The organism is Paenibacillus agricola, from assembly GCF_011440305.1.
In the GTDB taxonomy this organism is placed as follows: domain Bacteria; phylum Bacillota; class Bacilli; order Paenibacillales; family NBRC-103111; genus Paenibacillus_S; species Paenibacillus_S agricola.
Genome location: NZ_JAAOIW010000019.1, coordinates 49,197 through 62,397, shown reverse-complemented (window position 1 = coordinate 62,397; position 13,201 = coordinate 49,197). Strand labels below are relative to the sequence as shown.

The window sequence follows — 13,201 nt, the reverse complement described above, 5'->3', positions numbered from 1 at the left end:
GAAGGAAAACTGTCGTGAGAACTGATTATATCGATATATTATCTTTGATTTCCAACAATTTGTACAAATCGGCTGGACAAGTCATGCAAGTAGCGAGCGAAATGATTCATGCGAATACATTTTGTATCGCTATTAATGATAGATTGACAACTACGGTATTGAAATCGTTCAACCGTGAGATCACCATGCTCGAGGAAGGCTTGATTGTGGACAATGAGCAATCCTATTGCCATCTAGTGATCGAGAAATCGGTGGGTCCCTTGGTTGTTCCAGATAATATGACCCATCCTTTGACCAAAGATATGGATGCAACCCAATTTGTTGGCGGCTGCTCCTTTATGGGTGTGAAGATTATTACACCTAGTGGCGATGTATTCGGGTCACTTTGTGCCTTTGACCATAATCACTACCAATACCACGAGAAGGATGTGGCTTTGCTTCAATCGTTAGCGATATTTTTTGCAAATGTGCTGGAGCTGGAGGAAACCGCCAGGACTTTAAAAAAAGCGGAAGAGGCTTCGCAAGAGCTGCTAGAGGAAAAAGCCAACTTGCTTGCGATTATGAGCCACGAAATCCGTACGCCGATGAATGGGGTAATGGGGATGGCAAGCTTGCTGCACAGCACAGAGCTAAGTGAGGAGCAGAAGGAATATGTGGATATTATCGAAAGCAGCGGCAAATCACTGCTGACCATGCTGGACCATATTCTCAAATATTCCAAATTGGAAGCAGGCAAGATGGAGCTGGATAGTCTGCCATTTGATATTCGTTTCCATATAGAACGGATGCTTTTATTATTTTCTACCGATATCAGCAAGAAGGGGATCTTCTTATCGGCAGAATTTGATCCAAAGCTTCCTAAGCTGGTATGGGGGGATTCCAATAAAATTCGCCAAGTTTTATTAAACCTCGTGAGCAATGCCTTTAAATTCACGTCACAAGGCGGGATAACGCTAGCAGTGAAATTGATATCGAACGAACCGGAAGCGTCGTCTGTACGGCTGGCTTTCTCAGTAACCGATACAGGAGAGGGAATCGCTGCAGAGAAGGTCGATCGATTATTTCAGTCTTTTTCTCAAGTTCATGTAACTAAAGAAAGTGAACAGGAAGCCGGGACTGGGCTGGGGCTTTTTATTAGCAAGCAATTAGTCGAACTCATGGCTGGACAGATCCGGTTAGAAAAATCGGATAGCAATGGATCTTGTTTTACTTTTGAAATCCCACTTCGGTTAAATCAGGATGAGTAAGGAGGCTAATGATGGCAAATTCCGATCAGCAATCAATAGATAAGCGATCTATGGTAACATTCTCAGACGGTGCATCGGTGCCAGCTATCGGTCAAGGCACTTGGTTTATGGGGGATGATATAAGTAAAAGAAGCGAAGAAATCAAAGCGTTAAGGCTGGGCGTAGAGCTTGGGATGAGTCTAATCGATACAGCTGAAATGTATGGGGAAGGTAAATCGGAGCTGTTGGTTGGCGAGGCGATTTCAGGAATCCGGGACCAAGTGTTTGTCGTTTCCAAGGTATATCCGCACCATGCAGGGCTGAAGCAGATTGCCAGAAGCTGCGAAGAGAGCTTGCAGCGTCTGCAAACGGATCGCCTTGATCTGTATTTGCTGCACTGGAGAGGCAATGTGCCTTTGGCTGAAACGATTGAAGGCATGGAGAAATTAGTGGCAGCGGGCAAAATATTAAGGTGGGGCGTCTCCAACCTGGACACCTCGGATATGCAAGAGCTGTCCCGTTTGGCTAAAGGCACTAGCTGTGTAACGAACCAAGTGCTTTATCATTTAGGCTCGCGTGGCATTGAATATGATTTGCTTCCATGGCAGCGTACACACCGGATGCCGATTATGGCCTACTGCCCACTGGCACAAGCAGGGTCTTTACGCAAGGGTTTGGTCCAGAACCAGACCGTTATGGAGCTTGCTAGCAAGCATGGGGTCAAGCCCTTGCAATTGCTGCTAGCGTGGTGCATCCGAAATGGCGATGTCATTGCGATACCGAAGGCATCCTCTGAGCAGCATGTGATCGAAAATGCAGCGGCAGGTCACATTCAACTGTCTGCTGAGGATCTGAATAAACTAGATCAGGCTTTCCCGCAGTCTACCCGCAAAATGCCATTAGATATGGTATAGAGAACCAGCTCTAATAAGCAAAAGCACCTCCGTATCCACTTAAAGTGGGACAGAGGTGCTTTTTTATGGACTTCATGTCGAAAACAGTTGGTCAATCTTGGTGTAGGTCGGCTTTGTATAGTTAAGGGGATCTCGTAATGAAAAGGAAAAAAGCGACATACCCTAACACTATAACGACAAGATAAATCCAGGAGAGCCGGGACCAATAGCTTTTTGTGCGGCTGTCATAAACCGGATCTCCCTCTTTGTTTTTTTTGGAAATACCGACAAGGAAGGTCGCTACTCCGGCAAGTAATAGAATGGTTGCGAATAATAAGTAATAAACGGACAGTGACATTAGCGTAACCTCCAATAGAAATTTGTACTCTCTTAATATAATGATTATTGCCGAAAATGTACCCATCCACCCGTGCCGCTTTTAAACCATCCACCGGAGGGTCATCCCCGCAGCAATGAACGGTAAGCTTGGGCAAATTTGATAATACCCGGGCCAATATCCTCGATAGCTGGGCGAGCGTAGCTTAAGCGTATGCGACCTTGCTCAGAGCCAAATACGTTACCGGGCATAAACACGACACCTCGTTTGATCGCTTCCTCCAATAGTTTAAACTCATCGACGGGTTGCTCCAGCTTGCACCATAGATTCAGTCCGCCATAGGAGGGGGTGAAGCTTATTAGGTCCTGTAGCTCTTGCTGCAAGGCACGTATCATTAAAGCCTGCTTATGAGCGAGCGCATCCTGCAAGAAGTGGATATGCTGGTCAAATAAGCCAGTCGCCAAAAATTGATGTGCGAGCCACTGCGGGACAATACTTAGCCCAAAGTCCATTTGCTGTCTGGCATCGGCTAATCGTTTAACCACAGACTGCGGAGCAACCAGCCAACCAATACGAAGGCCCGATGCGGCAATTTTCGACAAAGAACCAACATAAAGCACGGAGCTGTGCGTGTCGATGCTTTTCAAATTGCTTGGAGGCTGGTGGTCGAAGGAGGTCAAGCTAAACGGGTCGTCCTCAACAATCGGAATGCCAAGCTCAGCAGCTATATTTAGCAATAAGCTCCGTTTTGAAGGGTGTAGGATACTGCCTGTTGGATTCTGGTAATTAGGATTCAAAAATAACATCCGAATGCGGTGCTGGCGGAATAAGCTGCGGATATCCTCGGGATTCATGCCATCGCTATAGACAGGTAAACGAAACAGCCGCAGTCCCGCAGACTGGAACATCGGAAGGGAGTAGCAATAGGAAGGGTCCTCTATGGCAACGGCATCGCCCGGTGTCAACAAGCATTGGGTGATTAAATAAAGCGATTGCTGTGAACCTGAAGTAATTAAAACCGATGATGCCGTCGTACGAATATCCAAATGGGTTTCCAAAAATGTCGCAAGCGACTCTCTTAATGGCAAATATCCTTGTGGGTCATCATAGCCTAAATGGGCTTCAAAGGGAACCTCTCGCAATAGCTGTTGAATGGCTGTATTAGGGAATAGGTCCGTGGAAAGCTCGCCGCTTGCAAAATCCACCATCGACTCATGCTCACGCAGAACCTCGCGTACACGGCGAATAAAGGGTAGGTTAGGCGCGAAGGTTCCGCCATCAACGTATTTTCGCCAATTCGGCGTTAAGCTGGGGTGGATCTCCCACATATGCTTGCTTACCATCGTTCCGTTTCCAGCGCTGCTCTCGACAATACCCTTGGCACGAAGCTCCTCATAAGCTTGCACTATAGTGCTTCGGTTGACCTCCAGCTGTTCGGCAAGCTTTCTTTCGGAGGGAAGGAAACTGCCGGGTGGGTATTCGCCATATACAATTCGGCGGTCCATTTCATCTGTGATTTGTTGGTAGATCGGCTTTTTACTTGATCGATCCGGCTTCCACATGCTTGTAATCACCAGCTTTGTCAGGGATATAACGATAAGTAACCTCGAACAGTCAAAAAAATGTGTACTCATCATTCTAACAAATGGATGGCAAAAACGACAAGTGAATAGAAAGTTTGAGCTAGACAAAGGTGGAGGATTCCGATGTATAATAGCCATATTATGTACATATTTAAATGAATTTCTTGAAGTTAAAGCACTTATTTAAGGTGGAGGGAAACTAATGAAGTCATTGACACGCAATGAATTTAACAAAGCTGTACAAAAGACATCAGCTTTATTGGCCAGCAATGGGATCGTCTTAACAGCGGAAGAGCAAACGAGAATCGAAGTCGCAAGCTTTGGGTTGGGAGAATTGGAGCTTCAAGGGCTGGAGCTTATTACTTATGTCAATAACGATCGTTATTGTGCCAAAGATTTGGTGCTATTCCCGCGGCAGACATGCCCGGAGCATTTGCATCCGCCGGTTGGAAGCGATCCAGGCAAGATGGAGACTTTTCGTTGCCGCGCAGGTATCGTTTATTTATATGTAGACGGAGCCCCCACAGAGAAGCTTCAGGCGGTAATTCCTAGCGGGAGTGAGGCTTATTATACGGTTTTTCACGAGGTCGAATTGGAGCCAGGCCAACAGTATACGATCCAGCCCGGAGTGAAGTATTGGTTTCAGGCAGGTCAGGAAGGAGCAATCGTCTCCGAATTTTCCACTACTAGCAGGGACGAATATGACATCTTTACTGATCCTAACATCGAGCGCATCCAGAAAATTGGGGAGGACTGAACCTGCTGCAAAAAGCAAATAAATGTTAGCATCGTTTAATCACCATAATTAGTTTACATAATATATATTATGTAAACTAATTATGGTTTGTTAGACTTTCCCATTTTGGTAAATACTAAATGAAGGGCTCTGACTTAAAACGGTGAAGGAGAAGATGGAGCGATGCGCACAGCAAATTCCGGAATAGTAGAAATCGAAGGCAATGAAATTGCCGTTACCCATCCAGATAAATGGCTATGGCCAGAGCTTGAGATTAATAAATTCGTGTATCTGCAAAAATTGGTGCTGTTAGCCCCCTATTTAATGCGCTATTGCCAAGACCGCTACTTGACTACAATCCGTTTCCCTGATGGGATCCATGGCAAATCCTTTTACCAGAAAAATGCCCCTAAGCCCTTACCTCCTTATGTACATACCGCGGAAAAGGAAGGCATTCATTATATTAATCTGGACTCTTTGTCTACCTTGATATGGCTGGGTAATCTAGCGGCGGTTGAATTCCATCCCTCGTTCGAACGAATAGGCGGGCAAGCGCCAGCAGAATGGGTGCTCGATATCGACCCTAGTGTTGAGGATGAGCCGCGGCTGATGGAAGCTGTCGCAATTATAGGGGAAACCCTTCATTCGCTCGGCATTCAATCTGTTCCCAAAACCTCCGGCGCCACGGGTGTGCAAATTATTATACCGATTACCGAAGGGCATACCTTCGCTCAGTTGAAAAAAATCGGCGGCTTTGTCAGTAAGTATTTGGTGGAAAGAAATCCACAGTTATTTACGATTGAAAGACTGAAAAAAAACCGCGGAACGCGAATCTATATCGACTATGTCCAGCATGCGCTTGGCAAAAGCCTATCTGCACCTTACACCCCTCGTGCAAGGCAGCAAGCAACAGTATCCACCCCGCTTTTTTGGCAGGAAGTCGAGCATAATATATCACCTCATGCGTTTAACTTATGGACCATTGAGGAACGCCTAGCTAAACATGGAGACCTTATCAGCCAAGTGCAAAAGCAGGATTTAAATCCAATTATTGACCGTATCCGCACTTGAATACGGAGCCTGTCTTGGATCAAATACTCAAGATGCAGCTATATGTTGAGTTAGGAACAGGCTCCCCCAAAGCTAAATTCCTGATTATCTCCCAGACACTTCGGGTAATATAGCCATAGCTGCATAATTGAAGGTTGCAGTAAATCCGAAATGAAGGGATGTTAGATTATGCAAACAACCAAAGATTTGCACCATACGAGCGAAACCGTTGCTGAGACAGGAACTTATATTTGCGCGGCTGGAGAAAGCAAAGAATTGAAGCAAGGCGAGCATTTCCCTCTTTGTCCTGTTACGAATCAAACTACTTCTTGGAGGCATGCTGACCATCGCCATCAATCCGGAGAAACGGTAACGGAAACCGGTGCCTATATGGATAAAGACGGAGAACGCAGAGAATTTACAAAAGGTGAAGTCTTCCCCAATTGTCCTAAGTCCGGACAACCTACTAGCTGGAAGCATGCTGGCCACTCTTAAGATATAACAATAGACACTATATAAAACAGCTTGGAAACCGCCGATGGTGGACTCCAAGCTGTTTTTTGTGAGGGGAATGGAAGGAAGGGTTTGCTTGTGCAGCCTATTGCAAAAATTTACCTCTATAATCCATTATGCTAGTATGGAATAGGGAATAGAACGATATGCCACTTGGAGGGAGCCAACCAGCATGATGCCAACGGATAAGGATTTAAATCTTTTAATTGAAACGGACAAGGCACACATCCAAGAGTTTATCGAAACCTATAAAAGCTCATTTAGGCAACACGGAATTTCAGCTGCAGACCTTGAGGAGCTGGCGACCTATCCCTTTAACGATCAGGCGCTGCAAATTTTTGCTTACGTCTTTGCCAAGTCCATTGATTGGCGGGAATATGATGAGGAGATTGTAAGGCTGCTAGGGGAATCGATCCCAGAGACTGTTGAGGTAGAAAATACAGATGATGGCTTGAAGGTTACCTATGATGGTGACGTCTACCCGATCAAGCTTAGCTTCTCCCCGCAGGACCGTTATATTACGATTCGGGGCTTCGCAGCCATTATTAAAGACAGGTATGAGCCGCGTCTCATTACTGGATCCTATATGTCTGACACACATGATATTATTGTGCTCCCTAATGAAAAATGGCAAGAGCTACAACGTAAATATCCAGAACAACTAAAGTCGATGTTTATGGTCATTCATGATACTTTGGATTTTCCTTAATGTAGGAAGAAATTGACTATTAGGAGCTTGAGTATGGTTATTGCCGCTTTTATCCTCGGTGGAGGGCTATTGGGATTGGTTTTATTTTTGCGTTGGTATCCTGTGTTTGGCGGCAGGTGGTCGCGGGAAAAGTTTGTGAATGAAAGCGGGGTAACCTCCAGTCTGGCGCCGGGCACGAGCCTATCGCTTTTTAGGGACATGGCTAAAGGGATACCGAATGATAAACCAATAAAACCAATTTCAATGAACGCAATTGATATTGAGCTTTTTAAAGCGGGGCAAAGTCAGGTGATCTGGTTTGGGCATTCTGCTTTTCTTGTCAAGTTAGGCAATAAAACCTTGCTGCTGGATCCGATGTTTGGCAAGGCGCCAACACCTTTTCCATGGTTCGGTAATAAAAGGTACAGCAAGCAGCTGCCGATCGATATCGACCTGCTGCCCGCTATTGATGCGGTGCTGCTCTCGCATGACCACTACGACCATTTGGATTATGGCTCCATCCAGAAGCTCAAGCATAAGGTGGGTCGTTTTTACGTTCCCAATGGAGTAGGCAGGCACTTGAGGAGATGGGGGATAGACCCGGAGAAAATTCATGAATTCAATTGGTGGGAGGAAGCCGAGTTTGAAGGGTTAAATTTGGCTTGTACGCCTGCGATTCATTTTTCGGGAAGATATTTGTTGGACAATAACTCCACCTTATGGTGCTCGTGGGTGATCGCCCATGCGGAGGGCAAATTGTTTTTCAGCGGCGACAGCGGCTATGGGCCGCACTTCAAAGCGATTGGCGAGAAATACGGGCCATTTAACTTGACACTAATGGAATGCGGCCAGTATGATAATAGATGGGCGGCGATCCATATGCTTCCCGAAGAAACCGTGCAAGCCCAGCTTGATGTCAAAGGGGAAATGATGATCCCGATACATTGGGGCGCTTTCAAATTGGCGTTCCATGCTTGGACGGATCCGATCGAACGGATTAGTAAAGCGGCGCAAGAACGAGGCGTAGCGATAGCCTCTCCAAGGATTGGCGAAACCGTAAGCATCCATAATGCTTCTTATCCGTCCTCGATTTGGTGGAAATAGTCGGAATCATCGTGGCAAAGCCTATACATACAACGATTTAGCGCTATCCAATAGGGATTTAAACGCTGCAAAATGCTGAATTTTGCAGTTTTATTTTCCCTTAAAAAATTACGCTAAATTGATATTTAGCGTAATTTCACTTGTAACGAACGGAGCGATGCGTAGTGGACACAATATACGAGGTGGATGAGCTCTTAGAGCTGTTTGATATTTGGATGAAGGACCAAGGCTTCACACCACAAACGCAAAAAGCGTATTTGGGCGACGTCCGGCTTTTTCTGGCGGCGATTACAAAAACCATCCATGAGCTGGAAGCGATTGATGTCGTCCGTTTTTTAACGAAGATGCGCCAAGGGGGAGCAGGGGATTCCACAAGGAACCGCTACCTGTCGTCTATCCGAACTTTTTTCGGGGCGCTCATAGAGCACAAATATGCCGTGAATAATCCAGCCCTGCATTTGAAGAAATCCAAGGTCGAGAAAAATTCGCTACCCTCCTATTTGGATGAGGATTTGTTGACGGCTTTCCTCGAATCGATTGAAGGCAAATACCAGCTGCGCAATGTGGCGATGTTTCTGTTGATGAGCTATGCCGGCTTGCGGGTAAGTGAATTGCACCAGCTGAATATGTCGGATTTCAACCGTACCACTCAGCTGCTTCAGGTATACGGGAAGGGGCGGAAATGGAGGTCGGTTCCTTTACCTGCTTCCATAGCGGAGGTTTTGGGCGCTGCCTTAAACGAGCGGATTGACCCGAGGAAAACGACGGAGCAAGCGTTTTTTGTTTCCCAGTTCGGGCGGCGCATCTCTACACGGATGATCCAGAAAATCGCCGAGTCCCATTTTATCGAGCTCAAAAAGCACTACCAGGAGCTGCAAGGCAAGGCGCTGTCCAGCCATAAGCTTAGGCACACCTTTGCTACGATGCAGGTCATTGCAGGTACCGATATCAGAACGCTGCAGGAGCTGCTTGGGCATGCCAGTATCCAAACGACACAAATTTATACACATGTGGGTGACAAGCAAAAGCAAGAGGCGATGAACCGGGTGATCCCGCGTTTGCCTACGTCGATGCGCAAAGCAACGAGCAATATTTGAGTGCGGGCCCGCGATAGGGTAAAATACAACAAGGACAGTTAGCAAAGATTGGGGAGCCAGCAATGACCAAAATAAGGGTGAGTGCCGTACAGTACCATCTACATACGATAGGCAGCTTTGTTGAATTTGCAAAGCAAGTAGAGCATTATGTGTCCATTGCGACGGAATATGGAGCGGATTTCATTTTATTTCCCGAATTGTTTACGACCCAATTAATGTCGATAGGCGATAGCTCGGGGAAAGCGTTGCCGATCACGGCGCTGCCTAATTATACGGAAAAATACCGCAGCTTATTCAAGCGGCTTGCCGAGCAGTCGGGCATGCACCTGATCGCGGGGACACACATTACTGCTGAAAATGGCAAGCTGTATAATACCGCGCATTTATTTTATCCTGACGGACGGATGGGTGTACAAAAAAAACTACATCTCACTCCCTCTGAGGTGAAGGATTGGAACATGGGTGCGGGGGATGCACTGGAAATATTTGATACAGACAAAGGGCGGATTGCCATATTGGTTTGCTATGATGTGGAGTTTCCCGAAATTGTGCGAATGGCGCGTGCGCGGGGCGCCGATGTTTTATTCTGCCCCTCTTGTACCTATGACCGCCACGGCTTTCACCGGGTTCGTTATACCTGCCATGCAAGGACGATTGAGAACCAGATTTATGTGGTGACCACAGGCACGGTTGGAACGTTGCCAACGGTTGATTTTATGCGCGGTAACTTTGGGCAAGCCGCGATTCTCACGCCTAATGATGTCCCATTTCCTCCCGGAGGCATTATGGCGCAAGGCGAACTTAACCACGATATGGTGGTGACGGGTGACTTGGACTTGGAGTTGCTGGCGCAGGTGCGGGAGCGGGGCTCCGTGACGACCTGGCGCGATCGCCGGACGGACCTGTATACGGATTGGGAGGTCGAGGAACCTGTAACAGAACATCTAACAGAACCTGTAACAGAACATCTAACAGAATCTGTACCAGAAAGTTTATCAGAAAAGATGGATGAAAAGATGGATGAAAAAAACGATGAACCTCTATCATAAAAGGTTATATGTATTTGACAAGGGTCAGCCGCGGGAAGCCATCATTCGTAATTATACCGAGCGAGATTTTGCGGCATTAATCCGCATCCAGCAGGAAAGCTTTCCGCCGCCGTTTCCGTCCGAGCTTTGGTGGAACGAGGCGCAGCTCCGGGAGCATATCACAAGGTTCCCGGAAGGGGCGTTATGTGTGGAGCTTGGCGGCGAGCTTGTTGGGTCAATGACAGCTTTGCTTGTCCATCATAAGCTCGGAGATGCACATGGTGCCGATGATGGCACCAATACTAAATCTGCTGCGTCTAGCGCTGGCGTTGATGAGGGTGCGGGCTACAACGCTGGTTCTAGCGCTAATATTACTAGAAATAGTAGAGGTGACCATAGCTGGGCAGCCATGACGGATGATGGGTACATCCGCAACCACCAGCCCGACGGAGATACGTTGTATATCGTCGATGTGTGCATCCGGCCGGCCTCCCGCAAGCTGGGCTTGGGCAAGCTGCTGATGCAGGCGATGTATGAGCTGACCGTACAGCTAGGCTTGGTACGGTTGCTGGGCGGAGGCAGGATGCCGGGCTATCATAAGGTTGCAGAGGCCGTAACGATTGAGCAATACGTGCAGGGGATCTTGGAGGGGCGCTACAAGGACCCAGTCATTACCTTTTTATTGCGCTGCGGACGCACTCCTATGCAGGTTGTCCCGAACTATTTGGACGATGAGGAATCCTGCCATTATGGGCTGCTGATGGAATGGCGCAACCCGTTTCGAACTGCATTTTACAACAGCTAATGCTTTTTATACCAACCAAAGGAGTCGTTGACATGGAATTTTTACGTATTACAAGTATAGATGACCCCAATTTTCTGCTGATGCATGAGCTGATGAAAAAGGTGTTTCCACCCGAGGAGGTATTGGAATATTCCTTATGGAGAGATCCGCTGGAAGATCCGGGTATCCGGGTATTTGTTGTCAAGCACGAGGGGGAGGTCGTCGGTGCAACCGAATACCGCTATTACGATGAACTGCAGGTAGCGATGACAGATTTCACGATTATCGGGCAAGCCGGGCTTAGCATAGGGCGGTTTATCGTGAAGAAAAGGATGGCGGATTTGCTGGAGCTGGCCCGCCTTTCTGGTAAACCGATGCTGGGCATGTTTGCCGAAATTTATGACCCCTACCGCATTGAGGGGCATGTGTTCGGCGGGGTCAAGCCGATGGATCCTTATGTGCGCCGAGAGGTGCTGTCCCATCTAGGCTACAAGCGGTTGGAGCTCGGCTATGTGCATCCATCATGGGAAAATAACGGGGTGGCGGTTGAGGAGCTTGACTTGGGCTTTATGCCCCAGGATGACGAGCTTGCCGACATTCCGGCAAAATTGGTTGTGCAATTTTTGACTGGGTATTATGCGATACTGCCAGATAAGCCGGTGAAGTGGCTGGATATGGTTGAAGGCTTGAAGCGGCGCGATAAGGTTGCATTATTGCCATTATAGGATCCAGATGTTATTCGTTTTGATCCGGAAGCGGATATGTTTGCTGCTTATACCCATGAGAAAGAGGCTATGCGCCATTTTGCAATCGCCTTTAAGGAAGCATGTGAAGATAATGCATTGATTAATGACTTATTTTCACGGGCTGAACTGGATTAGTAGGATGTAAGAGAATTTAAAAGGAATTAAAAGGACCTAAAAGGACTAAATATAAAGGAGCTGATTGATATGAAATTTATTTATCATGGACATTCATGTGTACAGCTAGAAACAAATGGCAAATCCTTGGTGATAGACCCCTTTCTAAGAGGTAATGAGCTAGCGGTTATCAAGCCTGAGGATATTAAAACCGATGTTATTTTACTGACCCATGCCCATACTGACCATATTCTGGATGCTGAACCAATCGCCAAAAGTAATCAAATTCCGATAGTAGCAGTAGTGGAGCTGGCGACTTATTTGGCGGGCAAAGGTCTTCAAACCATCGATATGAATTTGGGTGGTACGGTTGACTTGGAGTTTTGCAAAGCTACAATGATCCAAGCGTTCCATAGCTCAAGCATCCAGCTTGAAGAGGGGCAGATTATTTATGGAGGTAATCCTGCCGGATTTATTATCCGTGCTGAAGGCTTAACCATCCTGCATGCTGGGGACACAGCCTTGTTCGGGGACATGAAAATGATCGGGGAGCGTTACGACATCGATGTCGCTTTTTTACCGATTGGTGATCATTATACAATGGGACCTGAGGATGCGCTATTGGCCGCCCAATGGTTCGGTGCCAAGCTTACTATACCTGTGCATTATAATTCCTTCTCGATCATCCGTCAGGATGCATTAGCGTTTGTCCAGCAATTAGAGGCACAAGGCCAGCAAGGCAGAGTGCTAGCGCCAGGCGATAGCTTTGAAGTCAAAGTTGGCAATAAATAAAGTTCCAGTTGTCGAGGAACACCGCTCCGAATTCCATGTCGAGTAGATTTGCAGATTGTTTAATATTAGACTCGTAAATGGATATCCCTTCATTAAAATGTATACGTAATGCCGCCTGGGTATTCTCGAATGAGGACGCTTAGGGCGGCATTTTAGTTTGTGCGAAGTGCTCAAGCGTCCTACGGGACTTTCTCAACAAGCTCCATTCGCCCTGAAAGACAAGGCACTTGTTACGCTGCCAGAAAGCCGGATTTTGTACAGCGATGCCAATTCGCCGATAAAGCTTGCAGGTATAGAAGCTGCTGCACGGGACCTCTGACAATGAATTTGGAAGATCAAATAAACGCTTTGCATGTCGCGACTGCGACTACTGCCCTGGACAAGCTTTCGCGACTTTAATTAGTTTAAAAGGTTAAACTTGTACCTTACATTATGCAAGCCCCTATTAGTTTACATAATATATATTATGTAAACTAATAGGGGCTTATAAAGGTCGAATGAACATGATAG

The 13,201-nt window shown here is 46.8% G+C and carries 16 protein-coding genes; 14 read left to right on the top strand and 2 right to left on the bottom strand.

Going from position 1 to position 13,201, the window contains the following annotated elements; translation table 11 throughout:
* Window positions 1-14: 14 nt before the first annotated feature.
* Window positions 15-1,247 carry a sensor histidine kinase gene (locus G9U52_RS32270; RefSeq protein WP_311764956.1) on the top strand — a complete coding sequence of 411 codons (1,233 nt, stop codon included), beginning with the start codon at window positions 15-17 and terminating at the stop codon, window positions 1,245-1,247.
* Window positions 1,248-1,255: 8 nt separating this feature from the next.
* Window positions 1,256-2,140 carry an aldo/keto reductase gene (locus G9U52_RS32265; RefSeq protein ID WP_166155432.1) on the top strand — a complete coding sequence of 295 codons (885 nt, stop codon included), beginning with the start codon at window positions 1,256-1,258 and terminating at the stop codon, window positions 2,138-2,140.
* 121 nt (window positions 2,141-2,261) lie between these two features.
* Here the strand turns inward: G9U52_RS32265 and G9U52_RS32260 are convergent, their stop codons facing one another.
* Window positions 2,262-2,477: a hypothetical protein gene (locus G9U52_RS32260; RefSeq protein ID WP_166155430.1), complete on the bottom strand. Its 216-nt coding sequence runs from the start codon at window positions 2,475-2,477 to the stop codon at window positions 2,262-2,264.
* A 101-nt stretch (window positions 2,478-2,578) separates the two neighbouring features.
* Window positions 2,579-4,018, bottom strand: coding sequence for a MocR-like pyridoxine biosynthesis transcription factor PdxR (gene pdxR, locus G9U52_RS32255; RefSeq protein ID WP_166155428.1), 1,440 nt, complete (start codon window positions 4,016-4,018; stop codon window positions 2,579-2,581).
* A gap of 223 nt (window positions 4,019-4,241) precedes the next feature.
* Here pdxR and G9U52_RS32250 point away from each other — a divergent pair, with 223 nt between their 5' ends.
* The 12 genes from G9U52_RS32250 to G9U52_RS32195 all read left to right on the top strand — a co-directional run bounded on the left by G9U52_RS32250 (window position 4,242) and on the right by G9U52_RS32195 (window position 13,010).
* Entirely contained in the window at window positions 4,242-4,796 is a 555-nt protein-coding gene (locus G9U52_RS32250) for a D-lyxose/D-mannose family sugar isomerase (RefSeq protein WP_166155426.1), read from the top strand.
* 162 nt (window positions 4,797-4,958) lie between these two features.
* Entirely contained in the window at window positions 4,959-5,846 is an 888-nt protein-coding gene (ligD, locus tag G9U52_RS32245) for a non-homologous end-joining DNA ligase (protein WP_166155424.1), read from the top strand.
* A gap of 168 nt (window positions 5,847-6,014) precedes the next feature.
* Window positions 6,015-6,320, top strand: coding sequence for a hypothetical protein (locus G9U52_RS32240; RefSeq protein ID WP_166155422.1), 306 nt, complete (start codon window positions 6,015-6,017; stop codon window positions 6,318-6,320).
* Window positions 6,321-6,510: 190 nt separating this feature from the next.
* Entirely contained in the window at window positions 6,511-7,047 is a 537-nt protein-coding gene (locus G9U52_RS32235; protein WP_166155420.1) for a hypothetical protein, read from the top strand.
* Window positions 7,048-7,080: 33 nt separating this feature from the next.
* A complete protein-coding gene (locus G9U52_RS32230) occupies window positions 7,081-8,130 on the top strand; it encodes an MBL fold metallo-hydrolase (protein ID WP_166155418.1) in 1,050 nt (349 codons plus the stop codon).
* Window positions 8,131-8,294: 164 nt separating this feature from the next.
* The gene (locus G9U52_RS32225; protein WP_311764955.1) at window positions 8,295-9,227 is read left to right on the top strand and encodes a tyrosine-type recombinase/integrase; all 933 of its coding nucleotides are present in this window, start codon (window positions 8,295-8,297) and stop codon (window positions 9,225-9,227) included.
* Window positions 9,228-9,289: 62 nt separating this feature from the next.
* On the top strand, window positions 9,290-10,276 hold the full coding sequence (locus tag G9U52_RS32220; RefSeq protein WP_166155416.1) for a carbon-nitrogen hydrolase family protein: 987 nt from the start codon (window positions 9,290-9,292) through the stop codon (window positions 10,274-10,276).
* Window positions 10,248-11,060, top strand: coding sequence for a GNAT family N-acetyltransferase (locus G9U52_RS32215; RefSeq protein ID WP_243767686.1), 813 nt, complete (start codon window positions 10,248-10,250; stop codon window positions 11,058-11,060). Before G9U52_RS32220 ends, G9U52_RS32215 begins: the two co-directional genes overlap by 29 nt.
* A 32-nt stretch (window positions 11,061-11,092) precedes the next feature.
* Window positions 11,093-11,764: a GNAT family N-acetyltransferase gene (locus G9U52_RS32210; RefSeq protein ID WP_166155414.1), complete on the top strand. Its 672-nt coding sequence runs from the start codon at window positions 11,093-11,095 to the stop codon at window positions 11,762-11,764.
* Window positions 11,765-11,776: 12 nt separating this feature from the next.
* Window positions 11,777-11,920: an Imm51 family immunity protein gene (locus G9U52_RS32205; protein WP_311764961.1), complete on the top strand. Its 144-nt coding sequence runs from the start codon at window positions 11,777-11,779 to the stop codon at window positions 11,918-11,920.
* Between the two features lie 69 nt (window positions 11,921-11,989).
* Window positions 11,990-12,691 carry a metal-dependent hydrolase gene (locus tag G9U52_RS32200; protein ID WP_166155410.1) on the top strand — a complete coding sequence of 234 codons (702 nt, stop codon included), beginning with the start codon at window positions 11,990-11,992 and terminating at the stop codon, window positions 12,689-12,691.
* A gap of 157 nt (window positions 12,692-12,848) precedes the next feature.
* Window positions 12,849-13,010 (top strand): hypothetical protein, encoded by a 162-nt coding sequence (locus G9U52_RS32195; RefSeq protein WP_166155408.1) that lies wholly within the window; start codon window positions 12,849-12,851, stop codon window positions 13,008-13,010.
* Window positions 13,011-13,201 lie beyond the last annotated feature (191 nt).